The sequence below is a fragment of the Bradyrhizobium sp. WSM471 genome, assembly GCF_000244915.1.
Lineage (GTDB): Bacteria > Pseudomonadota > Alphaproteobacteria > Rhizobiales > Xanthobacteraceae > Bradyrhizobium.
On the sequence record NZ_CM001442.1, the window covers coordinates 2,143,075 to 2,169,252 of the forward strand.

The 26,178-nt window shown below is 58.7% G+C and carries 21 protein-coding genes; 14 read left to right on the forward strand and 7 right to left on the reverse strand.

All coding sequences use genetic code 11. From position 1 onward, the window contains the following. The first annotated feature begins 164 nt into the window (after positions 1-164). Positions 165-452 (forward strand): hypothetical protein, encoded by a 288-nt coding sequence (locus BRA471DRAFT_RS38795; RefSeq protein ID WP_198287875.1) that lies wholly within the window; start codon positions 165-167, stop codon positions 450-452. A gap of 391 nt (positions 453-843) precedes the next feature. On the opposite strand, the gene BRA471DRAFT_RS38200 is transcribed toward BRA471DRAFT_RS38795, so the two are convergent. From BRA471DRAFT_RS38200 to BRA471DRAFT_RS09430, 3 genes are all read right to left on the reverse strand, one after another. Next, the gene (locus BRA471DRAFT_RS38200; protein ID WP_157234038.1) at positions 844-993 is read right to left on the reverse strand and encodes a hypothetical protein; all 150 of its coding nucleotides are present in this window, start codon (positions 991-993) and stop codon (positions 844-846) included. 288 nt (positions 994-1,281) lie between these two features. Continuing rightward, positions 1,282-1,599, reverse strand: a complete 318-nt coding sequence (locus BRA471DRAFT_RS09425; RefSeq protein ID WP_245266047.1) for an H-NS family nucleoid-associated regulatory protein — start codon at positions 1,597-1,599, stop codon at positions 1,282-1,284. 2,307 nt (positions 1,600-3,906) lie between these two features. Further along, positions 3,907-5,898, reverse strand: a complete 1,992-nt coding sequence (locus BRA471DRAFT_RS09430) for a glycosyl hydrolase family 28-related protein (protein WP_157234039.1) — start codon at positions 5,896-5,898, stop codon at positions 3,907-3,909. Between the two features lie 284 nt (positions 5,899-6,182). Between BRA471DRAFT_RS09430 and BRA471DRAFT_RS09435 the strand changes: the two genes are divergently transcribed. The 9 genes from BRA471DRAFT_RS09435 (at position 6,183) to BRA471DRAFT_RS09475 (ending at position 16,381) form a co-directional block, all read left to right on the forward strand. Beyond that, positions 6,183-6,545 carry a helix-turn-helix domain-containing protein gene (locus tag BRA471DRAFT_RS09435; RefSeq protein ID WP_007606580.1) on the forward strand — a complete coding sequence of 121 codons (363 nt, stop codon included), beginning with the start codon at positions 6,183-6,185 and terminating at the stop codon, positions 6,543-6,545. Between the two features lie 144 nt (positions 6,546-6,689). Further along, complete coding sequence (locus BRA471DRAFT_RS09440) at positions 6,690-7,295, forward strand: transglutaminase-like cysteine peptidase (RefSeq protein WP_035973760.1); 606 nt, start codon at positions 6,690-6,692, stop codon at positions 7,293-7,295. 443 nt (positions 7,296-7,738) lie between these two features. Then, positions 7,739-8,935, forward strand: coding sequence for a polysaccharide biosynthesis/export family protein (locus BRA471DRAFT_RS09445; protein WP_007606583.1), 1,197 nt, complete (start codon positions 7,739-7,741; stop codon positions 8,933-8,935). 51 nt (positions 8,936-8,986) lie between these two features. Next, on the forward strand, positions 8,987-10,402 hold the full coding sequence (locus BRA471DRAFT_RS09450) for an O-antigen ligase (RefSeq protein ID WP_157234040.1): 1,416 nt from the start codon (positions 8,987-8,989) through the stop codon (positions 10,400-10,402). A 134-nt stretch (positions 10,403-10,536) separates the two neighbouring features. Continuing rightward, the gene (locus BRA471DRAFT_RS09455; protein WP_035973763.1) at positions 10,537-11,142 is read left to right on the forward strand and encodes a hypothetical protein; all 606 of its coding nucleotides are present in this window, start codon (positions 10,537-10,539) and stop codon (positions 11,140-11,142) included. Between the two features lie 78 nt (positions 11,143-11,220). Further along, positions 11,221-13,488 carry a polysaccharide biosynthesis tyrosine autokinase gene (locus BRA471DRAFT_RS09460; RefSeq protein WP_007606591.1) on the forward strand — a complete coding sequence of 756 codons (2,268 nt, stop codon included), beginning with the start codon at positions 11,221-11,223 and terminating at the stop codon, positions 13,486-13,488. Then, positions 13,430-14,245 carry a hypothetical protein gene (locus BRA471DRAFT_RS09465; protein WP_157234041.1) on the forward strand — a complete coding sequence of 272 codons (816 nt, stop codon included), beginning with the start codon at positions 13,430-13,432 and terminating at the stop codon, positions 14,243-14,245. Before BRA471DRAFT_RS09460 ends, BRA471DRAFT_RS09465 begins: the two co-directional genes overlap by 59 nt. Before the next feature lie 80 nt (positions 14,246-14,325). Continuing rightward, positions 14,326-15,393, forward strand: coding sequence for a glycosyltransferase family 4 protein (locus BRA471DRAFT_RS09470; protein ID WP_231171069.1), 1,068 nt, complete (start codon positions 14,326-14,328; stop codon positions 15,391-15,393). 1 nt (position 15,394) lies between these two features. Next, positions 15,395-16,381, forward strand: a complete 987-nt coding sequence (locus BRA471DRAFT_RS09475) for a glycosyltransferase (protein WP_007606596.1) — start codon at positions 15,395-15,397, stop codon at positions 16,379-16,381. On the opposite strand, the gene BRA471DRAFT_RS09480 is transcribed toward BRA471DRAFT_RS09475, so the two are convergent. Together BRA471DRAFT_RS09480 and BRA471DRAFT_RS09485 are read right to left on the reverse strand one after the other, a co-directional pair. Continuing rightward, positions 16,302-17,750, reverse strand: coding sequence for a hypothetical protein (locus BRA471DRAFT_RS09480; protein ID WP_007606598.1), 1,449 nt, complete (start codon positions 17,748-17,750; stop codon positions 16,302-16,304). The genes BRA471DRAFT_RS09475 and BRA471DRAFT_RS09480 overlap by 80 nt on opposite strands. Beyond that, positions 17,747-18,898, reverse strand: coding sequence for a glycosyltransferase family 1 protein (locus BRA471DRAFT_RS09485; RefSeq protein WP_007606600.1), 1,152 nt, complete (start codon positions 18,896-18,898; stop codon positions 17,747-17,749). The genes BRA471DRAFT_RS09480 and BRA471DRAFT_RS09485 overlap by 4 nt, the downstream gene beginning before the upstream one ends. A gap of 269 nt (positions 18,899-19,167) precedes the next feature. On the opposite strand from BRA471DRAFT_RS09485, the gene BRA471DRAFT_RS09490 reads away from it, so the two are divergent. Together BRA471DRAFT_RS09490 and BRA471DRAFT_RS09495 are read left to right on the forward strand one after the other, a co-directional pair. Further along, positions 19,168-20,565, forward strand: coding sequence for a lipopolysaccharide biosynthesis protein (locus BRA471DRAFT_RS09490; protein WP_007606601.1), 1,398 nt, complete (start codon positions 19,168-19,170; stop codon positions 20,563-20,565). Positions 20,566-20,714: 149 nt separating this feature from the next. Further along, positions 20,715-21,464 carry a bifunctional 2-polyprenyl-6-hydroxyphenol methylase/3-demethylubiquinol 3-O-methyltransferase UbiG gene (locus BRA471DRAFT_RS09495; RefSeq protein WP_007606603.1) on the forward strand — a complete coding sequence of 250 codons (750 nt, stop codon included), beginning with the start codon at positions 20,715-20,717 and terminating at the stop codon, positions 21,462-21,464. Positions 21,465-21,540: 76 nt separating this feature from the next. On the opposite strand, the gene BRA471DRAFT_RS09500 is transcribed toward BRA471DRAFT_RS09495, so the two are convergent. Beyond that, the gene (locus BRA471DRAFT_RS09500) at positions 21,541-22,896 is read right to left on the reverse strand and encodes an exopolysaccharide biosynthesis polyprenyl glycosylphosphotransferase (RefSeq protein ID WP_231171070.1); all 1,356 of its coding nucleotides are present in this window, start codon (positions 22,894-22,896) and stop codon (positions 21,541-21,543) included. Positions 22,897-23,315: 419 nt separating this feature from the next. Between BRA471DRAFT_RS09500 and BRA471DRAFT_RS09505 the strand changes: the two genes are divergently transcribed. Beyond that, the gene (locus BRA471DRAFT_RS09505) at positions 23,316-23,708 is read left to right on the forward strand and encodes a hypothetical protein (protein ID WP_231171146.1); all 393 of its coding nucleotides are present in this window, start codon (positions 23,316-23,318) and stop codon (positions 23,706-23,708) included. A 49-nt stretch (positions 23,709-23,757) separates the two neighbouring features. Here BRA471DRAFT_RS09505 and BRA471DRAFT_RS09510 read toward each other — a convergent pair whose 3' ends face one another. Beyond that, the gene (locus BRA471DRAFT_RS09510; RefSeq protein WP_007606608.1) at positions 23,758-24,399 is read right to left on the reverse strand and encodes a ParA family protein; all 642 of its coding nucleotides are present in this window, start codon (positions 24,397-24,399) and stop codon (positions 23,758-23,760) included. Between the two features lie 422 nt (positions 24,400-24,821). Between BRA471DRAFT_RS09510 and BRA471DRAFT_RS09515 the strand changes: the two genes are divergently transcribed. Continuing rightward, positions 24,822-26,129, forward strand: coding sequence for a calcium-binding protein (locus tag BRA471DRAFT_RS09515; protein WP_007606614.1), 1,308 nt, complete (start codon positions 24,822-24,824; stop codon positions 26,127-26,129). The last annotated feature ends 49 nt before the right edge of the window (positions 26,130-26,178 follow it).

Below are 26,178 nucleotides of genomic sequence, written 5' to 3' on the forward strand. Positions count from 1 at the left end.
TGGCTGAAACCGGTGATGACCGCCTCTGCGCGCGGAGCCAAGCTCGGGCCGACGACATGTTTTTTCGCCACTGGGTGCAAGTTGGGACGACAACTCTGTCGTTTGCGGTGAGCGCGACGGCGTGTCTTGCAGAACAACCGGCCGGGTCGGCGACGGAGGAGCCAGTGGGCGAGACGTCGACTGAAATGTCGCGTGAAGAATGGAAGATACAGATCGAGGAAGCTCGTAGACGGATTGCCGCCGAACGTCGCGAGCGACGCCTCGGGTTACGAGCTCCCGCCGAACAGGATCTGGCGAAAATAGCCGCAGAGCGCGCCCTGGAGCGAGCCATGAACGACACGACGCTGGAGCCGGGCGACATCGTGTCGACGAGCAAAGGATTTCTCGTCTTTAAACGGCGAACGGGTCCTGAGGGAGAGTGGAACGAATTCGTTCCACTCAGTCCGCGCTGACGCGCGGGCTTCGACCGAGATAACGCCATCCGAGCCGGATCTCTTGCACTCCAGCAGCCAGTGAATAGAGGAAGGCCGTCGGGGAGCGCTCCCCGGGTGGCCGTCACCGTGTTTGGTCCACTGAGCTCTGCGAAGGCCGAGCGCCCGCGGACTCGGTCGACCAAACGCGTCGTGAAAGGCGGCACCATCAACCGGTGATGCCGTGCACTCGCAAGTTATTCTCGCTTGAGGGCGGCTGCGCCTTTCGCGTGGAGCGGCTTGCTCGATCCTGCGGCTGCTTACGAGCGTTCTGAAGGTTTTGTCGGCAAACTTGGGACCGCAATGCACCAGGGCAGGGGCTGCGCGACCGGGTTCCTCTCACCGCGCATACGACGATTGCTTGGAATCTTGATCAATCTTCGGAGAGATCGTACCTTCTCGTGCGGGCAATTCTTCGCCGCTGCATGGAAATAAGTGCACGAATGGCGTAGCCGACAAACACGCCAGCGACGAAGGCGGACCACAGGAAAGCGATCGGATAAGTGGCGATTAAATACGTCATGGCCTCGCGCCGAAAAAAATGCACTCGGCCAGAATGAGCACGCCAATCCTAACCGTGATTTAATCGGCTCACAGGAACGGAAGTTTGGACCGGGACCAATCGTCGCTAACGTCGCGTGGGGGAAATGTCCGGTCCTGCGATCTTTCCTATCGTGGGAAAGTCGCCATTGGATGGCCCAGGCAGCCTAGGTCGGCGGGCGCCGCAATTGCCTCGAAAAACTCGGTCGAACCATCAAGGACGTACGGCATTGCGACATCGCTCCTTAGCGACGAGATCAAATGGTCGACATCAAATATTTTTGGAGGAGTCCGTTCCGCGAGCCTCCGAAATCAAAAATTCCTCGAGATGCGCCCCAGCCTGGAGCTTGGCAGCTATCCAGCGCGGTTGCCTCCCCCGTCCTGACCATACCTCGTTCGGATTATTCGGGTTTCGATATTTGGGCAGCACGGCGGGATATGGGCGGCGCTCGCGATCGGGTCGCCAGGCCTCGTTGGTTTCTTCAATCGCGCGAAGCCTTTGCTCAAGCTTGAACTTTTCCGCCTCGATCATCCGAGCAAGCTTCTTCGTCAACTCCTGATGAATAATCCATAGCTCATCGACGGACATCGATTGAAAGTCACATACCTCCATGGCGAACCCCTTAATCCGGTGATTCGCAAATCATGGGATAAGAAGTCGCGCGGCGAGGGAATATATCGCTCTACCCACAGGTATTTACTATGTGCGCCGCAGCGCCTGAGCGGTACTCAGGGAAGTTTCTATGCAATTTGGATCAGCCGTACGAAATCCGCAGGAGCCGCGACGGCGGGAGTTGTTCGACTTCTAAGCAAGTGAAGCGCATGGAAAAGGGAGGCTCTCGCCTCATCCGCTACAGCGATAAGCCGTAGCGGCGCGCGTCGGAAACGCCCGGAGACCGACAAGTCCCATCGCCCGTGACGGCCCTGGAGTACGCGAGGTTCCAGATTTAAGCTTTTGCGTAGGCGTCAATCTTAATAAGCGGGATGGCTTGCCGCCTTATGCAATTCCGGCCATCTATCAACTATTGGCAAACTTCTTTAGCGACCTTCCGCAACTCAACTACTTGCGTCAATTGGGCAGGCAACAAGTTCATGATCAGATATTCTTCGAGCTGTGTAACGAACTATCGCGCGCCAGCAACTCAATCCGCGCAAGATTCTCTCGAAATACAATATCGAGAATTGTTGAAATTGAGAGAGCGTGTCGAGAACGCCGAGACGGAGTTGCGCTCAAAGCTGCTCGACAAGGGCTCGCTTCGCAAAATCAACTAGAGCGCGGAATCATCTGTGGTGGCCCGTCGCGATCCAGCTGAATTGCGATGGGTCTTGACGACGAACCGTCGGATCTGGCGTCCGAGCAGTCGGCGCTGGAATGCCGCGTCGAATCTCCAGGGCCGCAACTGGATGGTTGTTGCGTGCTCTGGCGGACCTCGCTGATCACTAAGAGATATTGAGGGCTTCCCCACGTGTGGGCCGCACATCGGAAGAAAGCTGCCGCGCGACCAGATACTATCCGCTGTTGTTCGGCGACAGGAAGGACCCGGATACTTGCGAACTCGGGTGCCTTGCTCAAAGGCACTGGCGCGGACGGCTTGGCCGAGATTGTTCGGGCGATGTGCGAAGACTTCATCCGGGACGGCGTCTCCGATCTGTTACACGTTCGCGACGGCAAGGTGTCCTTTCGAGGTCAAAGGCGAAAGCGGACGCTATGCGCCGCAATCAACTGAGCCGTCTGCGCCAAATGGAGTGCGCCGGCATCACGGCCGAGATTTGCTGTGTGGACTAGGGTTCGAGCCGAAATAGGACCACCTGGTCGTAGATTTGAAACCGTGGGGGCCGGCCGTCCGGTGATAGGATCAGCGAAAGCGGCGCGGTCAGGATCCGCTACTGTCGGTTGACGATGAGTGGCAGTCGCCGTCAACCCGTAGCGGCCGATCCCTATCTCTTCGCCGCACTTCGACTATGGCTTCCTTTCGGTCGAGTACGGCTGAACGGCGCTTCCGCTTTCCGAAGCTCCGCACTTGCGCGGGAATGCGGCCTCGACAGCCGCCACTGATGGCCTGGTGAATCGTGTCCGTCGCTTGCCGGTAGGTTGGCCGTGAGTGACCGTGTGATTCTCGCGATTTTCGCGTTACAATTGCGGATTAAGTAGTTACAGCACCGGAGTTTCGCGATTCACTTCTATTCGTTCGTGGGATAAAATAAGAGTATAGCGTTACTAATGAAGATTATGGTGTTACAGTGAAGGAACAGGTTTCTGGCAAAAACTCCTCGAGTCCATGACTTTAGGCGCGCCCCTGAAATTGAATAATTCGATTATGGCGTTACACTACGACGCAAGACCAGGGGGGAGCCGCGGATGTGCCCATGGCCACTGTCTCGAATTTGTAGCGAGCGACCGGCCTTGGCGATCCGACGGAGAACTTTTTCGAGGTCCATCGAACCGGATTAACGCGTTACTTTTCGAGATTAACGCGTGACAGTTTAGGGGAAGTAACGGGGGGCCCCGGCGATTCCTTGCCTACTAAGGTCCCTACAATGCCGGAAGGGGACACCGGCTGAGAGGCGCTTAGGCTGCTCAATCACCCCCGCCCAACGCGATTGTAGAGGCGATCGGCCGCAGCCCCAGGCTGGTCGAGGTCCAGTTTGAAGACGACTGCTGATTGCTAACAAGTAGCGCGGCTGATCGCCTCCTAAATCGACTGCAAGCTCACGAAGGTGAGGTCCGGCAATGCCCTTCCGATCATCTTGCGCACTGTCGGCGCCAATGGGGCCGACCAACGGAATCTTCGCCTTGGACCGCGCACCGATGGGGGTGCTGCGTGCGATCGCCCTGTTCTCTCGGCACAAACCGTCGCCAATGAAATTCATGGTTAGGGCGGCGACCCGGTGCGGCTCAGAGCGCTGCTTCAATCGCTCGAAACGTGATGTTGGCGTGTCCCACGTTGAGTGCGGCCCCTGACCGCGTCGGCTTTTCAATCCAAGCGAGAAGTTCGATTGCGTTCGGCTCCTGTGTAGCGAGCGAACCCGCGACGTAACTCCAGTTGGAAAGCATTCTGTTGTTGATCATAATAGGTCCACGGATGACGTACCTGTCTGGCTTGAGAAACCTCGTGCCAACGAACTCAAGTTTGAGCATCAACCGGATGTCCTGATATTCGTGAGGTGTTAGGGCGAGCGTGGCGACGACGGTTCCCATTGCCTTAACCTGGACATACGCCGGGAACGGCAGGGGGGCGTACCAGCCGGACAACTCGATTAGGATCGCATCGCCTCTACAGATCGAGGGATCGGGCGGAATGGTCATCACGAGCTCCGGTGTTGCTACAGGGCTCGACCAAGGCGACTCGGACAACCGCCTTATTGTGGGCAATCGGCCAAAAGTTCGCGCGCAGGCAACAAACCGACTTTGGTCCAGCAGGGCTTGCGACGCTATGTGAGTATAATCGCAATTCCGTAGAACGACGCCATGAAACTGATAGGGCTTGTCTGGGACACCCAGGCCTGGAGGTGGATCCATCGTTACGCATCCGGGCCCACTGACGCCGTCGAGCATAACATTCCTTTGAACGCCCTTGTAGAACCATATCAAATTGTGCTCGCTCTGGTCAGTCGCGCCACGCAGCGAGCAATGACTGATCGTTACGTTTTGAACTTCTCCATCGTTGTGATTGTTATGCAGAACAAAGCCGTGGTGAAATCCGTTCGCAGGATCGAGTGTTTCGATCGAGGTATTGGCAAGCGTTAACCCCAGATGGCCGAGCTGATATTCGCCCGGATCGGGTACGAAATAGTCGAGGACTTTGTCGATTGATTTTGCCGTGACCTCGATGTTCTCCAGCCGGTGGCCTCCGCTCATGATCTGCAACACCATGCCAACGTCGAGACCGGCGGCGGCCACCCGAATGTTTCGTATCAACGTTCGTCGTGAGAATTCTTGACAGTAGAACAGAGGAAACTGCGTTCCAGGCTTCGATGAGCCTGCCATGTAAACGTCGATGTCGTGAAAATTGGCGCGTACGGAGCCGGTTTCGACCTCGAACAAAGAGGCTGACGTTCCAGCTGCATTCCACAGAACCGTGGCGTTAATATCGTGTGCGGCGCTTCGCGTGAAAGCATTGAAGCAAGCGACGGCATAGCCACGGGTCCAGCAGTTTCGAATGACGCTCTTGTAGCTTCCCTGGATGAAGAACGGATATCCATTGTCACACTCGATCCGCAAATCATGGATGCTGTAACCTTGCGCGATGTGCTTCGTGACGTTCGCCACGATCAAGCCCCTCCAGCCGTCATCGACCGGATCCTCGAGCAAGAGGCGTCGTCCGTCGACGCCGACGACACGGTTCATCTCCACGTAATAGGGCAGGGTGTCGCCAGGTGTGACGATCGCGTTGACCGAACGCGCAATGACGATGTCGCCCGGCTTGAAATTCACCGCATCGCGAGCATCCCGCAGATCAATGAATTGATCGCCGGCCACAATGTCACTGATCGGCATGTATTTGTAGGAGTCGTACGCCGTCCGTCCGAAGGCAGCATCTTCTGGGCTGATGAAGGCGGCGTTCGATCCAATGATGACTGAGCTGTGCCCGTCTCCGTAGTATTCGACATTGCTGCGAACTGTGATGTTTTTAGCGATTTCGGGGAGGCGATATCGGCCGGTCGGGAAATAAAGTCGGCCGCCGCCAAGGCGCTCCAAATAGAGCCCGGCCGTCTCGATGGCTGCCCAATCGTTAGCCAGACCGTTCCCGACCGCACCGAAATCGCGGCGGACGTCGACCTGATGCGTCGGGCTTGTGCCCGGCGCACGCGGTGGCGATTGAGCCATTGCATCGGATGCGGCCAATAGCGAAGCCGGCCCACCGGCTAATAAATCTCGTCGCCGCATGTGATGTCCGAAAGCCCCCAGTTTCCCACCCGCCGGCGGACTGCAGGCGGTTCACGAAACTGTCCAATGCGTTTCGATTAATCAAGCCGGAAGCCTTCGATCGCGCCAGACCGCCACTCGGCGGGCGAGTCGGGCATCGATCTGCAACTGGTGGGCGCTTCTTGCCTGAGTTCCCATATGTTAACTTTACTGCCTTATGGTTCGCGCATTGGCTGGATGGCTAATCGCTGCAGCGATCCTGCTGCGCCGTCTCGAAGCTGCAGGCTCGATGACCTTCGAAATCGATGAAGAAGCATTCGAGACACGAAATATTCCTCAAGCTTAACCAGGCGGATGCGCTGGTTCAGGCAGGCAGTTCCCAGGTCCAGATCAGCAAGGCGCTCGGTGTCAGTGTGATGACCCTGCATCGTTGGCGCAGGCTTCCGCGCCGGCCCGGGGAGTTCCAAAGCGGCGAGGACGCTGTCCAAATGGAGGCTTTGGGGCCGGAAGGACAGCCAAGTGCCGAGCATATGCATCGCCTGGTTGAAGAGCTAACCCTTGAGAACAGACGGCTCCGCAAGATCGTTACCGATCTATTGCTTGAGAAGTTGCAGCTGGAAGAGGGGTCCTCCCCGGGGATCGCTCATAAAGACGAGCGCGCCAGCTGATCGGCCTCCGCCTCTCGGTTTTGGTTAAGAGCTCCTCGTCCAGACCTGCACAATTTGAGGCAAGTCCGACCGTCCGGCCAAACGCGTTTCTAAATTGTCGCTGTTATTACTGCCTCAAGGATCACGATGCTTGGGGAGTGCGGGATGTTGCGCAAATTCTGGATCTGCTTCGCGTTGCTTTTTACCGCTGTTCTGTCCGTTCAGGATACGCGAGCAGCAATGATCGGTGCACCGATCAATCTCAAATATCAGTTTGAGCGGATTAAACTCGCCGGCGCTGTCCTGCCGCCGATGGCGCATATCAATTTCTGCCTTCGCTATCCCTCGGACTGCAAGACAGGCAAGCCCTTGTTCCGCGGCGGCGGTGTGAAACTGACGGCAGAACGCTATGCCGATCTCGTCAAGATCAACTCGGACGTCAATCGATCGATTACGCCCGTGCGCAACGAGCGCGGCGTTATCGGTGAAGAATGGATCGTGGCGCCTTCGCAGGGGGACTGCAACGACTACGCCGTCACTAAGCGCCACGCGCTGCTCGAGCGAGGATGGCCGGCGCGTGCCTTGCTGTTGGCGGAAGTCGTGACCGGCTCGGGTGAGCATCATCTTGTAGTTGTGGTCAGAACCCGCTCGGGTGACGTTGTCATCGACAACCTCAACGCGAATGTCCGGCCGTGGTCAAAGACCAATTATCAGTGGGTCAGGATGCAGTCGCCGCAAAACCCGCAATTCTGGTCGAAGGTCGCGGTCTAAGTCTCGTTTGCGCATCTTCTTGGGTGCGCGTATTCGGGCGTTCGACGGGGCCGGGCTCAAACAGCGGCGCGCCTTGCGGCCAAATAGTTGGCACCTTGGTTCGCCAATAGCGGTTCGGCATGGTGGCGCCAGGTGCCTCAATCCTACGGATACCGTCCAGCGTGCCAAGCGACAGAGGCCAAGACCCTAGGGCAGAGAGCCGGCGTGATGGCGAAACCGATCTTTGTTAACGGACCGCTAAGGATAAAACCGCAAGTCTTGCGCCGTTCGAGCATCGACGCCGGCCTGATGGCTGAATTACGGAAGTGATTTGAGCAAGTTGACTAAATGTTGCGTGGTTGCAACACTCGCCATCAACGTTCCGTTGCCAATAATAGTTAGCGATTGCGATGCTACCCTCACCCATCCTGCCGTGATACGGCAGGGTTAGGGTTGGAGGTTAGATGCAGTTCCGGACTATCGCGAGCCTGAGCTTGGTTGCGCTGGTGACATGTTTGTCGGCGGGCTGCTCAATGATGCCGGCAAGCGGTCCCCAGGGCGATGCGGTTCGTGCATCGGAAGCCGGAAGTCCGGAAAGTCTGCCCTACGCCTTGGTTAAAGTAACCCCGGACGTAGAGGCGGTGCTCGCTGCGTTTTCGCCGCGTTTGTCCAACCAGGCGACCAAGGCGTTCCGTTCCGATCCGACCGAGATTCGATTCGGCGTGGGCGACGTAGTCAGCGTCACCATCTTCGAGGCGGCGGCTGGTGGACTGTTCATTCCGCTGGAAGCAGGTGTGCGCCCGGGCAATTTCGTGACTATCCCGAATCAGAATGTGGATCACAACGGCTTTGTTTCCGTGCCGTACGCAGGTGCCATCCGCGCGAAGGGGAGGACGCCAGCAGAGGTCCAGCAGGCAATCGTGGAAGCCCTCAAGAACAGGGCCATCGAACCTCAGGCCGTGGTGACGTTGATCGATCAGCGAACCTCGCTGATCAGCGTTCTGGGTGAGGTCAACTCACCTTCACGTTTTCCCGCAAACGCCGCTGGCGAGCGAATTCTGGACGCGATTACCCGAGCTGGGGGCCCGAAAGGACAGGGATTTGATACCTGGGTCATGCTGGAACGGGGCGGACGGCGCACCACGGTGCCGTTCGGGCAATTGGTCTATGAACCGATCAACAATATCTACGTGCAACCTAACGACACTATCTACGTCTATCGTGAGCCGCAAAATTTCGTCGCCTTCGGCGCGTCCGGCTCGCAGGGACAGTTCAATTTCGACGCGTGGCGAATTTCACTCGCTGAGGGCGTCGCAAAGGCTGGCGGGTTGAACGACAGCTCGGCCGATCCAGCGTCAGTGTTTCTCTATCGCGGAGAGATGCGCGACGTCGCAGAGCGTCTCGGAGTTGATACCAGGCGGTTTCCCGGCGATATCGTTCCGGTCATTTATAACGTGAATTTTCGCGATCCCAGCGGTTTCTTCCTTGCGACGAAATTCCAGATGCGGGCGAAGGATGTCGTGTTCATCTCGAATGCGTCGTCGGTTGAGGCAGCCAAGGTAATGCAATTCATCCGACTGGTCACAGCGACTGTCAACGATCCGATCGTGGCTGCGCAGAATGCTGTCCTGCTTCGGACGGCGATCAAGACAGCGCCTTGACGTCGGTCACGCTCCCGGCGGCCCGGCCATGGCGGATCGCGAGCTGGGGACGTGAGCATCTCGCCTGAAGCCAAGAACGGACAGCGCTCGCAAGAAAACCGCCTTGCGACTGGGCTGCTTGGCGCAATGGTTGCCGTTGCGCCTCTTCCCTTTGGCGCGACCGATCCCAGTGCAGTCAGCGCCTTGGTTGCAGGTCTGGGCATCGCCTTGTTGTGCGTGCGGCCCCGATTACGAACACCACGGGACCTTGGCTTCATTGCATTTCTTGCTCTCGTCGCGATCGGATATGCCCTGGTGCTACACGAGCAGCTAAGTGCCAATCCCTGGTTGCAAGGCCGGCCCGACATGGCCTGGCTGCAATTGTCCTCGCTGCTGGGCGAGGGGCGCGCGCCCCTCTCCGTTGTGAGGGATCAGCCTTTTTTTGCACTTGGCAACACCCTTGCTTGTAGTGGCGCGCTGCTTTGCTCCTACCTGGTCTGCATGGGCAGGCGAAATGCCGAAAGCCTGCTAAAGATCATCGCATGGGCGGGTGTTGTCTATGCCGCCTTCGGTATAGCAACCTACATCGTCGCGCCGGAAATGGTGCTGTGGCGGGAGAAGGTCCTGTTTCGGTCGGTGCTGAGCGGCACCTTTCTAAACCGCAATACTGCGGCGATCTATTTTGGGCTTTGCTCGGCTCTTTGGACGTTGCGCGTGTTTCGCAACATGCTCGATCAGCGCGTATTCTGGGAGGGCCGATGGCGGATCGTAAATCTGCGCTGGGACGTCAACCTTAGCGCCTCTTGTGGAGGATTCCTGCTTTGCTTTCTTGCAATGATGTTGACGGGCTCTAGGGCCGGAATTGCGATCTCGCTCATTGGAATATGCGCGGCAATCGCGTTCCTTTTTAATCGAGAGATCCGATCCCGGCCGGCCGCCTTATGGTTGGTTCTGCCGGTCCTTGGGGCCGCCGCACTGTCTTTCCTCTTGCTTGGCGGTCAGGTTGGGGAGCGCCTGGGTCAATATGGCTTGAGCGGTGGAGGGCGATGGGAGGCGTATGCCTCGACCTGGCAAATCATCTCCGAACATCCCTATTCCGGAACGGGCTTGGGGACTTTTGTATCCGTCTTCCCGCGTTTTCGGAGCGGCGATGTTTCGATTTGGGGGATCTGGGACCGCGCGCACAACACGCTGCTCGAAATTGCCGCCGAGGTCGGAATTCCGCTGGCGGCCCTCGTGGGATTCGGCTGGATGTTGGCGCTCGTTGCCTTGTTCCGCGGAGCGCTGCGGCGGCAAAAGGGGGCAATCTTTCCACTTGCAGGCTTTGTCTGCGGCGCCATGGCGGTCCTGCATTCGATGGTCGACTTCTCGCTGCAGGTGCCCGGTCTGGCAGTCACCGTGATGACGCTTGTCGGGATGGGGCTCGCTCAGCGGTCCTCTCAAGCTCGGACAAGGCACGTTACGGAGGCGACACAGCGTAAAGGTTAACCCAGTGATAGGCTCTTTCGAAATGCTCGAAGCGGCCATTTGCCTTGGCGGGCTGCCACCCGCCATGTTATGGATATTATAATATTTAATAGGGGTTGAATATGATCTCTTTCGCTCGGTTTTGTTCGCGACGCTTGATTGTCGCGCTGGCGGTCTCGGCATCCTGCACCTTGGTTGTGCCGGCGGGCGCGCTCGCTCAGCAGGGTCAGCAGCAGCAGGGCCTGGTCCAGCAGTTCAACGCCAATCCGCAGCAAATCTTGCAGCAATTTCCAAACGGAGGCGCGGCCATGATCTCGCAGCTTCGCGAGATTGCGATCGCAGATCCCAAATCCCTTGACGCGATCATGGGACTTATCCCCAACGCCAGCAAAGACCAAAAGGCGGCAATCGGCTCGGCGCTTGGGCAGGCGGCAAAGGTGGTCGTGAAGACCGACCAGGCCTATGCCAACAACATCCTGCAGGCGATCGCCAAGACCAAGGACCAGGACGTCTTCCTGGCTTATTCGGGCGTTGCGCCAGACCAGGGAACCGCTGCAACCGGCGGTGGCGGCGCCGGTGGTGGTGGCGGCGTTGGCGGCCAGACGAGCGCGCTTGCCGGGACCCCAAGCAGCACCGGTGCGCCTCAAGCCATCGGAGGAGGCAACACGCCAACCGCTAATTTCAGCTACACCTCCAGCGTCTCCGGCGGTGGGACGACGTCGGGAACGACCACTCTGCTTGCAACTGGTACCAGTCAATAGACGCGATTGCGGTCAATCGATCGCTACCGCTCCATGCGACGATCGACAGGCCGGGCCTTCTTCGAATAGCGGACACCCATGAACGTACTTCCCAGTCTTGATCGGGCGGTGGCCTACGCCGGGGCGGCAACGGATCAGGCCGCCTCGTCCACGGAAGCGGTCAAGGGTCTTCTCGGTTTTCTGCGCCGGCAGTACCGCCTCATCCTGACCATCGTGGCGGCGAGCTTGTGTTTCGGGCTGCTTTATATGATCGCGACGCCGTCAAGCTATACGGCGACGGCCACTTTGATCATCGATACCCGCAAAAATCAGCTGTTTCAGCAGCAGTCGGTTGTGGGAGACATTCCAATCGACAGCGCGGCCGTCGAAAGCCAGGTTCAAATTCTCAAATCGGAAACGATCGCGCTCGCCGTCATCAAAGATCTTCATCTAACCGATGATCCGGAATTCGGTGGCAGGTCGGGGCTGCTTGGGATGATTTCCGGCGGGCTCGCGTGGCTGTTTGCAGGGGACGCAAGTCGCTCTGACTTTGAAACCCTGCGACGGACGGCCGAGGCGTTCTCCAAGCATCTGACCGTACGCCGAGTGGGTCTCACCTACATCATCGAGATCAGCTTTACGTCCCTCTCTTCGGATCGCGCCGCCCAGATCGCCAACGCGGTCGCCGAGGCTTACGTCGTCGACCAACTCGACTCCAAATATAAAGCGACCAAGCGGGCTAGTGTCTGGTTGCAAGACCGCATCAAGGAGCTTCGCGATCAAGCGTCTGCAGCCGAGCGCGCCGTGGTCGCGTTCAAGGCCAACAACAATATCGTGGAGTCAGGCGGTCGCTTGATGAACGAACAACAGCTCGCTGAGCTCAACAGCCAGCTCGTTGTTGCGAGAGCGCAGGCCTCGGAGGCCAAGGCGCGATTGGATCGCATTCAGGCGGTCCTCCAAACGGACTCGCCGGAATCGACGGTCGATGGAACGGTCGCCGATACCTTGAACAATCAAGTGGTGAGCAAGCTCCGATCGCAATATCTCGACCTGGCGACGCGCGAGGCCGATTGGTCAGCGCGCTATGGCCGCGGCCATCTTGCGGCGGTTAATCTGCGCAATCAGATGCAAGGAATTCGTAATTCTATCCTGGATGAGCTGCGTCGCCTGGCGGAGTCCTACAAAAGCGATCTCGAAATCGCAACGCAGCGTGAAGCTGGTGTTCAGAAGCAGCTATCACTAGCGGTAACGGAGTCTCAAGCCACCAATCAGGCTCAAGTTTCGCTGCGTGACCTTGAGAGTTCGTCGCAGACCTATCGGGCGCTGTATGACAACTTCCTGCAACGTTACATGGAATCGGTGCAGCAACAGTCATTTCCGATCACCGAAGCGCGGGTCATTACGCAAGCGTCTCGTCCACTGAAGGCGAGCGCGCCGAAGCTCAGCTTCGTGATGCCGATCGCAGCTTTTGCGGGTCTTTTCCTCGGACTCGCCGTTGCTCGGCTCCGTGATCTGTCCGAGAACGTTTTCCGCACCACGGACGATGTCAAGGCTGTCCTGAAGACAGATTGCATTGCAATTCTGCCGCAGATTGAGGAGCAAAAGGGACGTCCGCCGGTTGCCGCGGTGCTCAATGGCCCGCGTGCAATCGCTTTGAACGGCAGCCTTTACTGGCATGTGGTCAACGAGCCATTTTCCCGTTACGCCGAATCCATCCGCTCGGTCAAGGTCGCAGCTGACCTTGCCCTCCGTTCGGGGACTGGCAAGGTCATCGGCTTCACCTCTTCCCTCCCGAACGAGGGCAAGTCGACGGTTGCGACCGGATTCGCCGCGCTCCTGGCGCAGAGCGGTGCCCGGACGATTCTGGTCGATGGCGATCTGCGCAATCCGTCCCTGACGCGTGCCCTTACACCCGATGCGAACCGTGGCTTGATCGAGGTCATGGCTGGCCGCGACGGACTTTCGCAGGTCGTGTGGCAGGAAGGAAATACCGGTCTGTACTTCCTGCCCGCCGTCGTTGCCGCGCGCACCGCGCATACGAGCGAAATCCTGGCGTCGCAGGCCATGAAGGCGCTGATCGACGACCTTCGCAAGCACTATGACTACGTGGTGGTCGATCTATCTCCGCTCGCACCCGTGGTCGATGTCAGGACTACAACCGACATCATCGATTCCTATGTCTTCGTCGTCGAGTGGGGACGAACAAAGATCGATATCGTGCGGCATGCGCTGGACGGCGCGCGCAGCCTGCGGGAGAACATCCTTGGGGTGGTGCTGAACAAGGCCGATCTCAAGCTGATGTCGAGATATGGCCACCACGACTACTACAGAAACGAATATTACAATCGCTACGGCTATTCTGATTAGAAGCAAATCGAACGGGCTGCTGCGCGCAGCGGTCGCTTGCTGCGGCTGCCTGCTGGCTGGTTGGGCTGCGGCTACCCTGCCAATGTTTCGGCAAACCGAAGGCGCCGATCGAACTGCTGCGGCCATTCTGACCGGTCGAAGCTTTCCAACCGAGCTCGTCACAAGCTACATTGGCGATGCGAAGGGCGCCGACGTCTTTGGCTTCTGCAGGGCTTCCACCAAGCGCTCATTGGCCGTGCTGAACCTCTACCTCTACGAGGAAGCGTTTGCCGCAGGGCGGGCCGATCTCATCGACACCCGACTGCGAAATCTCCTCCGCAGCGTGAAGGCGGCGCTGCACTGCGCGCCGGCAGACGCTTACCTTTGGCTGTTGCTGTTCTCGTTCGAAAATGCGTCCGGCGGCTTTAAGGCGGACAACCTCGCCTATCTGCGAACGTCATATTTGATGGGACCACACGAGGGATGGATTGCGATCAAGCGCAATCCTGTGGCGCTCGCGATGCTGCCGGGCCTTGATTCATCACTGGCGCAAACCGTCTTGGACGAATTCGCTTCGCTGGTGCAGAACGGCCTCTATGAGGAATCCGCTGCGATTTTTGCGGCTGCCAACCCCATCGTGCGCGACCGCCTTCTCGCCCGTTTGGCGAAGGTTCCGCAGCCGAGCCGTGAACGCTTTGCCAAGGCGCTAGGTGCGCTGCTGCCTTCGGTCGCCGTGCCAGGCATCGATCGGGAAGACGATCGTCCATGGAGGCGTTGACGGTCAACAGCCCTAGGCGGACACGGGTTTTGACAATAGCCCACAGGTTCTGCCTGGGGTTCGGCGGAATCCCCGAGAGCGTGCTGCTGCTTGCGCGCGAGCTCGAAAAGCTCGGCGTGCAATTGGACGTCTTGAGCAAGGATGGCCTGGTCGAGGCCGCGGGACGCCTGGATCGGCTTCCTGCACAAAGTGCTGCAAAGTCCGGACCCGCCTTTGGCAATTTGGAGGGCCTCGACCTTGGTGGCTACGCTTGCGTGTTCATTGCCGGAGCATGGAATCCGACCGGCTGGTGGGTTGCAGCGCGGGCGCGCCGCATGGGCGTGCGGCTTGTCTATACGCCCAAGGGAAATCTCGCCCGCGCCGAATTTAAACGCCCCCGCGATATCAAGAAATTCCCCTATTTGGCATCGATTGAATTTAGTCTGCTTGCGATGAGCGAGCGGATTATTTTCTCGTCCGAGCTGGAAGCCCAGAGTTCGCTACTGGCGAGTTTATTCCAGAATAAGTCGATTATCTTGCCGGAACCATTCTTCGGTCCCGCTTTGGCCGAACCCCAGGCCCGCCGTCCCGGGCCCATTCGATTCGGCTTCATGGCCGAAATTGCCCCCCGAAAGGGGCTGGCGGAACTCGTGACGGCATTCGTGGCCTGGCAAGCCAAGGATGGCGCTCCGCCTGCCGAGCTCCACATTGCCGGTGCTCCGCGCCCAGGCTCTGAGAGGTATCGTGATAAGGTCGCAAACGTCGCAGCTGCGGCGCAGGGGCGCGTTTTTTTCCGGGGCGCCCTGAGAGGAACCGATCGGGAGCACTTCTACGAGGACATCGATTACTTCGTTTGCCCGACGCGTTTCGAGTCTTTCGGGCTTACGCCGCTCGAGGCGCTATGGCATGGCAAGCCCGTTATGGTTACTAACAAACTAGGCGCATTGGAATTTATTTCCGACCGCCGGTGCATTATAAATTTAGGGGATGGAAATAAGACAGATATTCTCACAGCGTTTGCTGTGGCAGTGAAGGATTGGACCGACCTTTCCGCGGCGGCTAACCAGTGGCGCATGCGGCCGGTGACAATTATTACGAACGATCATTTGGCGCGCGAGTTCGCACGCGAGCTTGGAGTTGGACCGACGATGTGGACCGGGGGGAGTTAGAATGGCGGCCGCTTCGCATCACGTCAGGCCGGCCGCCGCTGTGGTCATCGTCAATCACTTCAAGGCGCAGCGCTTGCTGGAGGGAATCAGGTCGCTTCATCGTCAGACGATTGCCAGGACGCTTGCCGTTGCGGTGGTAGACAATTCGATGGACGAGCGTGAGCGGCGCGCTTTGTCCAAGGACGCGCCGGAAGGTGCATTTCTGCTTGTCGAGCCTGGCGGAAATATCGGTTATACAAGGGGCTGTAACCTCGGCGTTGCCGCTCTACCCTCCTCACGCTATGTCGTCCTGTGCAATCCTGACGTGGTGTGGGATCAGCCCCATGCGCTTGAGCGCCTCATCGCAATGGCTGACGCTGACCCTTCGATCGGCGTTCTGGCCCCTCTGCAATTCAGTGATGATGGTGCCCCGGTCGAGATCGCAAGAACATTTCCGACCCTGACCGAACAGGTCAAGCGACGCTTGAGCCCGCAGAGCGGGAGTGAACTCTATCTGAATGAATCACTGACCGACGGCTCGGTGATTTCGGCCGAAGTCGATTGGGTGCAGTCATCGTGCGTCGTTGTTCGCAGGACGCTCTGGGATCGGATCGGCGGGCTGGACGAGAGATATTTTCTCTTCATGTCCGATGTCGAGCTTGGTCGTGCAACATGGAATGCGGGCATGCGGGTATGCCTTACCTCGGCTGCAGCGGTCAGGGCTGACGGCAAACGGGCGAGCAATGGCGGCTTCCGTGCGTTGCTCACCAGCAGGGCCCAACGAAACCATCTCGCCGATGCCATCAAATACTATCTGATCAACGGTCCTCGAAAGATTCGTCGTCAGCAGATCAGCGGTACGGCCTATCGCCGAATCACCACCGGACCAAACACGCTCAGTGCCACGACGGCTGGTGCACGATCCGCAGTCAAATCACTGGATGCCGCTGTTCATCCTGTTGATGCGCCAAGCGTCGTGAGAAGGCCATTCCTGTCATTGCCTCGATAAGCCACATCAGTGGCACGATCACTGCGAGATTGCGCAAAGGCACAAGATATTCGTCCAATGTGAGTTCTGGCTTGAGCGCCAGATGGACGACGACAAAAGTGCCGAACATGACGGTGATCGGAGCCGGGAATTTCTGAATCAGAAAGATGGCACCCCGCAGGAGGACAAGCATCACGAGCGCGTAAAGCCCGGCACCAATAACTCCAAAATCAGTCATCCCGTCCGTTAGAATCGTGTTGGCCTGATCGATCACAGGCAATCCCAGCTTCGGATGCGCCAGGGCCTCGACCATCTGCAAGGCGATGATTTGGTCCTTGCCGGGGTCGAGTGCTGAAGGGATGCACAGTCGCACGTAGTAGAGCAGCGCCTCCCCGTAAAGCGGAGCGGAGTTGGATACGGCCTCCATCAAATCGGCAAGGTAGCCCAGGAGAAACGTCCGCTCTCGAACGTTTTCGTAGAACAGCGTTGTAAAACGATCCTGCAGCGAGGGGGAGACCAAAAATTCCAGGCCCAGGCTCATCTGGTCAGCCAGAGTGGCATCGGTGCCCAGCTCCCATCCTGCAAGCCGCAGAGCAAAGAAATACGAACTCATGACATAGGCAACGGCCCCACCGCAGGCAACACCCAGCAGTTTTCGAGACAAAGAGAGCCGTTGCAACCCGCCGGCCAACGAAAACCCCAACGTGGCAACAATCAAGATCAACACGATGGGCCGGCGGCCGGTCGGGACAGCCGCGAGGACGACCATCAAGACGACCGCTGCATAAAACACTGTCATCGTGCGCCGCCGGCTTCGCGCCAGCATGAAGCCAGCGATGCCGGCGAGTGGCCCCTGAAACAGAGCGGCCGCCGCACCAAGGACCGTGATGCGACCGGCTTCGTCGATCTGAATACCCATGTAGCCGAGGTCACCAGCGAGATAAGCAGCGACGATCAATATGAGCCCGAAGGTCGCCAAAGCGAAGGAGAACCAGCTGTCTTCGGTCGCTTCCGCTGTCTTGGTCACGGGGCTCTCGAGCTGTCCTACGATCAGGAGCAGGCCGCAGATGATGTTGACCAAAGCCAGCGTCGATGAAATCAGCTCGATCGGACGATCCTTCACCATGATGGCAAACTCCGGAGCCGATGGCGCGCTGAGATAGGTCGACACGGAACCGCCGTCATAGGCAAACAGCAGCGAGGTGCTGAGGATCCAGGAGATGCGCAGGGCCTTGCGATCGTCGATCGCGGCATAAAGCGTCGCGAGGCCAATCATCAAACCGCAGAAGGCTACAGCTACAAACAGCGTCAGGTTGGGCCACAGCAGAAGGACAAGGCCGCTGAGCAGCAAGGCCGTTCCGAAACGCGGGATTGTCAAAAGCAAATTCACGGCATGCGATCCTTGCGCTCAGCCAGCACCTTGACCAGGAACGTGGCGTAGCGCGCTGCGGCAACATCCTCCGAAAAGGATCCAGCGTGACTGCGCGCGGCTTCGGATTGTGAGGTCAGCCAGGCCCAGTTTCTCGCAATCGTGGCTGCTGATTTTTGCGGTTGGTGAGGATCGATCAAGAGGGCGGCTGGTCCTGCGATGCTTCGCATGGGCTCCTTGTCGGTGGTGATCACCGGGCAGCCGCAGGCCTGAGCTTCGATGATCGGCCAGCCGAACCCTTCTTCATATGACGGGTAAAGCAAGGCCTCGGCCCGCATATACAGAGCCTCGATCAATTCGTTCGATGCCTCGCTCAAGACAATCAAGTTCCGCTGCCAATTCGAAGCTATTCGCGTGGCGTCTTCGGGAAGCGGCGGTCCTACGCAGACCATCAACGCGTCGCGAAGCGACGGCTCCCATTCGGGATGATCGCGCAAAAGACCGAACAACTCGACCGCGCCCCCTCGATTCTTGTACCAGATATTGCTTCCAACATGGAGCAGAAACGGACGGTCAACGGGCAAGTCCGCCTGCCGCAAGAGCTCGAGCGCGCGGTTCTGATCCATACCGCCGAACCCTATGACCGGGTTGGGAATGACATCACTGGTTCCTGAGGGGAGCCCAATCAGGCGCGTGAAATCGGCCTGCGTCGGCGCGGAGACAAAGGCAATGTTGGCGACGTGATGAAGGGACAGGCGGATGAGCCGCTGGAGATAGCGTCCTGTTGAGGGTAGGCGCTGGCCTTCGACCTCGCCGGACAGGACCTTGATCGGGATGAGGTCGTGGCAAGTGATGCTCGATGGCGTCGAGCCAAGCAACAGCAAGTATGGCGCATTCGAGTGGTCTGCGATGTGGACCAAATCGTAGCGTGAAGCCCGCACCTTGAGCTCGGCCGCGAAAAGCAGAAACTTGTCCACGAAGCCCAGCCATTTGCGGGCTGGGCCTTGGCCGGAGGCTAGTTTCGCGAGGCGAACCGACGGCGCGATAAGGTCGACCTCGAACCCCTGGCGCCGCAAGGCCGCGGCGAGCCAGGATGTATAGCGCAGCATCGAAAACTGGCGATCCGGGGCGTAATTTCCGACCAGGAGAATGCGTGCAGAATGGCTCATTGCAGGATTGCGGAGCTTTCGGCCTGAAGGTCAACGGCGGTGTTGTAGCCCGAATCGGGCCGAAAAGGTGGGCGGCGGTCACTTGCGCTGAGCGATCGAAAATTAACGTAAAAGACCTACCAAGGGCGAACTGGCCCGATTTCTCCATTAGAGAGACAGTTCGGTGGTCAAGCGCATGTTGAAGGGCAAGACGGGACCTGCAGCGCAAGGCAAGGCAAGATGAATATTGACCGTTACTATACTCGTCGCGCTTGCGCCGGATTTTATCCATGCCGGCCCTGATCAAGCGGCTTGCGATTGGCCTCCTGGGGCAAGGGGTTTGGCGTGTTGCCGTAGCGCTCAACACCGTGGCGCTGATCCCTGTGCTCATTGCGACATGGGGGCTTGAAGGTTACGGCCAGTGGATGACGATCAACGCGCTCGTCTCCTATCTAGCCTATGCCAATCTTGGCCTCGTGGCCGCCGCGACGAACGAGCTCATCATGCTGGTTGCCGCTGGCGATCAGGTGCGCGCGCAACGCTGCTTTCAGATGTCCTGCAATCTAGCTCTTGGCCCGTTTCCGATCCTGCTCGCCGCAATCCTGGCGCTGGCAGCTTCGCTGCCGCTCGTCGACTGGTTCAATCTAGCGGAATTCTCGTCAGGCGCGGTCATGCTCATACTGGCGCTCGGCGCGCTGCAACTTTGTTGCGAGACGCTTCGCGGCTTCATGGCCGGGGTGCTCTTTTCGGCGGGACGCTATGGAGCTGCTTATAACATTGCCGCAGGTGTAAAGTTTGTCGAACTCGGCGCGTCGATCTACTCCGTCGGCGTCCTCGGCGTCCGTCCGGTGTACCTTGCGGCCATCATGGCGGCTGTCGCCCTGGTTGACCTCATCATCATCGTTTGTCTTGCCCGCTCAGCGGCACCCTGGGCGCGCCTGGATTTCCGCGTTATGGATGGACGCTTCTTTCGCGATCAGCTCAAACCCGCACTGGGGTTCGCCTGTTTCAACCTGGCGACCCAAGGCGTTCTGGTTCAAGGACCGCGGCTCGTGCTTGGCACCTTGATGGGAGGACCGGCGGTCGCGGTGTATGCCGTGTATGCGACCGCAATGCGGCTTGTCGATCAGCTCTTCTTCATGTTGATGGCGCCGGTCGGCGTCGAAATCAGCCATTCGGCCGGACGCGGCGAGCCGCAACAGGTCGTTCGCCTCACCGCGGTGATCGTACAACTATCTACGCTCGTCTTGATCGCGGTTACGTCATTCCTAATGGTGCTTGGCCCGGTCATCTTCGACTGGTGGACCCATTCACGGGTGGCCTTTCACCACCCGGTGATGGCGCTTTTCCTTGTCATGTCTGCGGCTAGTCTGCCGGGTCGAATCGCAGCGCAGGTCCTGATTAGCGTGAATGCCATGCGCGTCGTGTCGGTTTTGGTGCTGGCCGTCTCGCTTGCATCGCTGGTGCTCGGCTCAGCGCTAGTTCCGAATTTCAAGATTTACGGAATGTTGATCGGCCCCATTTGCGGCGAGGTTGCGATTGCGGTCGTGCTATGGATCTGCCTTAACCGCTGGCTTGGTCTTCCGTTAAGTGCAATCGCGCGCGAAGCTGCAAATGTCTCGGGTTTGGTCAGACGGATCCAGCACCATCTGCGCGCCCCGCTGGGCGGCCGGGGCGGTTCACGATGAGTCTCCCGAACAGGCCAAGCATCTCATCGCTTAAGAGGTGTTGTGAAACATAATGGGTTTTCATTTTGTAATGATTTGAGGCGGCATCGCCGAACGCAGCTGCCTCCCCGAGCTGTCCTTTGCACCGGCAACATAGAACGAGCATCTTGATGTCAGGTCTGCCAAATGATGAAGACGCCAACCAATTTATGTATGAGCGATATGTCTCCTCCGGAGGTTTCGGGCGGGCGCCAGTCAACGAAAACGATCTTGCGCCGCGCTTAGTCATCTTGCGTGATCTCGTGCGCAGGTTCTTCCCGGCTGATCGAAACGCGTTTATTCTTGATCTCGGCTGCGGATATGGAGTGCTGCTGCTTGCCGCCCGTCGCGAGGGCTACGTTCAGCTGTTGGGCGTCGATGGGTCAGCGGAACAAGTCGCGATTGCGCATCGTCTGGGGATTAGCGAAGTCCGCCAAGGGGATCTGTTTGCCGAAATCGAACAGACCGCGGCCGATGTCCTGGATGTGGTCGTGACTTACGATGTGATTGAGCACCTTAAGAAGCAGGATTTGCTTCGCCTGGTCGCCGAGGTGAGGCGGGTGCTCAAGCCAAATGGGCGCTGGATCATCCATGCGCCGAACGCCGAATCACCGTTTTTTGGGCGAATCCGCTACGGCGATTTCACTCACGAGCTTGCGTTCACGCAGCAATCGCTCGGAGCTGTACTGCGCGCCGGCGGATTTGGGCAGGTTGAGTGCTTTGAAGATGAGCCGGTCGTGCATGGGCTGAAAAGCGCAGTCCGCTGGATGTTTTGGAACCTGCTGCGCCTGGGGTTGCGCTTCTTCATCGCAGTCGAGACGGGCGAAACCGCAGCTGGAATCTACAGCCAAAACCTCACGGCGGTGGCTCGCAAGCTGTGAGAAGGGGCGCGCAACGTGTTATTCTCTGCCCCTACCGGGGGCTGATCCGACCGACCCAAATCAAGTTCCTCCGTAATCAATAGCTGTTTTGGTAGTTCTTCCTCGAGAAGAGCAACAGGGCGGTCAGGAACATGATTTTGAGGTCGAAGTAAAACGACCAATTGTCGACATAGAACAGATCGTGGTCGATGCGCCTTTGCATCTTTTGCAGCGTGTCGGTTTCCCCTCTGAGCCTGTTGACCTGAGCCCAACCGGTAATGCCGGGTTTGACGTTGTGACGTCGCGATAGAGGCGGGATGCGCTCCTCGAACATCTTATTATGGGCAACGGCGTGCGGCCTCGGACCGACCAGGGACATCTCGCCGCGCAGCACGTTGAAGAGCTGTGGCAACTCATCAATGCTGGTCGCTCTCAACATTGCCCCGACCCATGTCACTCGGTCGTCGTTACGCGCTGCCTGGCGGAAATCCTCACACTTGTCATCCGTGCGCACCTGCATAGTGCGAAACTTCAACACAGTGATGGCTTTATTGTTGAAGCCGTGACGGACCTGACGAAACAGGGCGGGACCTGGGCTCGTCAATTTAACAAGGGCCCCAATCATCAACATTAGTGGGGCCAACGTCACCAACAGCAATGCGCTGACAACGATGTCGAAACCTCGCTTGAGAAGCTCGTCAGCGGCGGATAGCGGTTCACCCTGCACCTTCATGGTTGTGACGTCGCCGAACGCGGAAATCTCTGACGACGACAGCAGCCCATCCAGTCCCGGCACCATGACGTGGACCGCGACCGGCAGCTGCGACAGCTGGTCAAGCACGGGCCTTACGCTTTCAAGCTCGCTTGGTTGGGGCAGAACAAAAATCTCATCCACGGCCAATGAGCGGCAGGCCTCAATCAGCTCTCGGGTCATGGAGGAAGGTTGATCGGCATCCAGGCTTGAGAGCGGGAATTGAGCAATGGTGACGACCCCGTTCGCGTCAAGGCGCTTTGACAATGCACTGGAGGCTGCAGGATCGCCGATCAGAAAGGCGCGGCGCAGGGCCAGTCGTCCTTGGCCGAGCGCCCGCTCCTGACGCCGAATCAGGATGCCACGCAACGCCAACGTGGCGAGGCACACGGTCACCAATTGTGCGAAAAATGCGCCGCGTGAATATTCCAAGGACGTCTTGAGGAGAAACATTCCGCTCAACAAAAAGCAGAACGACAGGACGGTGGCCCGGACGGCATTCCAGAGCAATTGCCGGCGGCGGAAAGCCAGCAGAAGGGCTGGGTCGCCGAGCCAAAGCGTGCTCACGCAATAGAGTGTTGCGAGCAGGAGAGCTGCCGGGAGATAACGGGCGGCGGCGATGGCGTCGGGGACAACAGCGTGGTGATAAAGCTTGCTTGCCAAATAGGCGGCCGCCGTGACCGTCAAGAACTCGAGGCTCAACAGTCGGAATGCGACCCGCGCGCCTGGTTGCAGCCCCAGCCCCAACGGCCAAACTGATTTGCGCGTTGGCCGGAGCGGCGAGGACGTCTCGGTGGAGGGGGCGGCGGCCTGATCGGTCCGAGAATCGGGCCCGCTGTGCGACGGATGATCTTCGCGGTGCAGCGGAGGTGCTCGCCGACCGGGCGCATGCCGGCCCATTCCAACTTCGCGACGCATCCGCTACGCACCCCTAACAAATAAATATCAAATCTCGACAGATCAAAGATGTATCTTAACGTTCCAGCCACTTTAACTGTTTATTTACCGTTCGCAATCTCACAGTTTGTCAATCCATGGCGCAGATAGGCCCTTGCATGCATCCCCCTCAATGGTTGCAACAGTCGCTCGTTGCTTCTACTGCGATTGCTACCTTGCTGGTCGTGTCGCCGGCGGCGGCGCAAGGGACAACGGATCCGCTGACGGGCCTTGGCACGAGACCCGAGGTGGGCGGAACCTACCGGCCGCGTGAGGTGCCGCAGCCCAAGATCAGCAGCAGCGGCAACACCGAGATTCTCCGCCACCGTGATTTCAGTGGGAAGCCGTGTCTCAGCGTTGGGGGATTCGCGCGACCGTTTGCAACCAGCCCCAACCTTTTCGACCATGTCATCAGCGCCGAGAACAATTGTCCGAAAGCGATCCAAATCCAGGTTTGTTATTTCAAGAGCACCGCGTGCACCCAGGCCGCGGTTCCCGGTTATGGCCGCAAAGAGGCCATCCTTGGTACGATGCCCTCGCAGAAGGATTTTCGCTTCGAGTTTCGCGAGAAATTTTGAAAGCGGGCGTCCGAATTAAATCTGCTGCGTGTTTTCCACAAGGACGTCCTTAGGGGCGGGCGAGAGCATCCTCAACGGTGTCGGCAAGCGCGCGAATCTCGAAATCTGCGGGTTCATCGGGTGCAAAACTTGCGACCGATTGTCCCATCGCGAATGAGCGGACGAAGGCCGACCGTGCTGAAATTGCGGGCGCCACCATCTCGCCAAAAGTCTGCAATTCCTGAACCAGCTGGCGGCCTTCCAAGGTTCTTGCGTCAAGCCTATTGGGAACCAAAATCACCTGTGCGGGCAAACGGCGACGGGCGCGCACTGCTGCAATGATCGCGAGTGTTGCGGCAGTGGCTTCGAGATCGAGCCCTGACGCCGTGCAGGGGATGAGGATCAGATTGGCCAGCGCGATGGAGGCCCCCATCTCGCGCTCGTTTGGCGCGGTATCGATGACGAGCAACTCGGATTGCACGCTCAAGACATCGCGCGTCCATACGGAGATGGTATCCAAGCCCAAGCCTATCTCGTGAACGGGAAATTCGAGCTGGCCGGGCTCGGCCCACAGGGACGCGGAGCGCTGCGGATCTGCATCAACCAAGGATATGCCGTGACCGCGCCTGGCGAGTTCCGCGGTGATACAAACAGCGAGCGTGGTTTTGCCGACGCCACCTTTGCGTTGGGCGACTGTAATGATCGTGCTCATGAACAGCGAAGACCGCGGGCCTCGTTTCTAGTGATCTCCGGGAGCCGTAGCAGGATGCCGGCTGTCGCGTCAGCAAAATCGAGCCCGCGACCACGGCCCCCCGATGTTCTCCGCACGCTTAGACCGCTGCCGGCCGCCTCAATGACACCATGCGGGCTTCGGGTTAGGCGAGCTTGCCGTTTCGTGCTCGGGCTGATCAGCCAAATCGAAGTTAACCACAATATGATGTTGCCTGAGATTTAAGTTGGCGGGAATTAAATTCTGATCTTGCACGCACTGCGGTGCTCCGTTAACAGTAGATTAACGGAGGCGAGAAGGGGGCAGACTCTCTTTGCGCCTTTTGAAATGCCTTTTTCGAGGTTGATCGTTTCCATCTGGCTTCCCCATGAGCCGGCTGGGTTAGGAAATTTCAGGGGTCTTGTATGGCTGTCAGCTATTTGACGAAGACGGATTTGAATGCCGACCTCACGGCGGCGGGGCATCTCGATCCCGCGGTTCAAGCGGCACTGATCGCGTCGCTTGAAAACGGCGGCGTCTACGATCCGGGTCCTGAGGACGGCAAGAAGGCCTGGGTTGAGCAGGGCACCTACACCAGCGGACCGGTTCCCGGCATCGTTCAGGTTGTGGACCTCACGAATTCGGCGACCGTTCAGACCTCCTCGACGCTCAAGGCCATCATCATGGATGATGCCGGCGGCAACCAGCTCAACGTTGCGGGCGGATCGAACGGCGTCTTCGTGGCGATGGGTGAAGGCAACGACAGCGTCAACCTGTTCGATAGCGGCAACGACACGGTGCGGGGCGGCTCCGGCGCCGACGTGATTGGCGGCGGCAGCGGCAACAGCCAGCTCTTTGGTGACGGCGGCAGCGATACCATCTATGGCGGCAGTGGTCAGGACAGCATTTACGGTGGTGCGGGTGACGACGTGCTGCGGGCCGGCACCGGCGGGCATCAGTTGCTCGACGGCGGCGACAATAACGATGACATCCGTGATTTCTCGTCCGGTTCGAGCACGCTTCTGGGCGGCGCCGGCAACGACACCATCTGGGGTTACGGTGCGGATACGATCAACGGTGGCACCGGCAGCGACGAGCTGCATGGCGGCATCAATTCGACCGTCATTTCGGGCAGCACGGCCAGCGATGCCTCGGCCCTTGGTTCGGGCAGCACGCAGGCGGGCGAAGCCAACTTGCTGCAGGGCGGCGCAGGTGCCGATACACTCTATGGCGGCGGCGGTGGCGATACGCTCACGGGCGGTGCGGGCAACAACTTCCTGATCGCAGGCTCTGGCCAGCATCAGCTCCTGCAGGGAACCACCGGCAACACAAAATTGTACGATGGGTCGGCTGGTGCGGGCACCGACACGCTCATCGGCGGTGCAGGCAATGATACTATCATTGGCCAGCAAGGCGATTACTTCCAGGATACGGGCGCGGCCGGATCGAAGAATGAATTCTGGCTTTATGGCAGCTCCGGAGCGTCCTCGACGCTGCAGGGCGGCGCGGGCGACGATACCTTCCACGTTGAAACCAAGATTGGCAACGATACGATTATCGGTGGCGGGGGTACGGATATTGTCGGTTTCAACGACCGTTCGCTCGGCGACGTCAAGTCGCTCGATCCGACGGCGCCCGGCAGCTACACCATCACCTTCAACGATGGTCAGGAAATCAAGGTCACCGGCATCACGGAGCTTTACTTCACCGACCAGGTGGTCAAGCTCACTTAATTCCGCTGATCGGCGGATTGGAAAGCCCCGCTTCGGCGGGGCTTTTTCG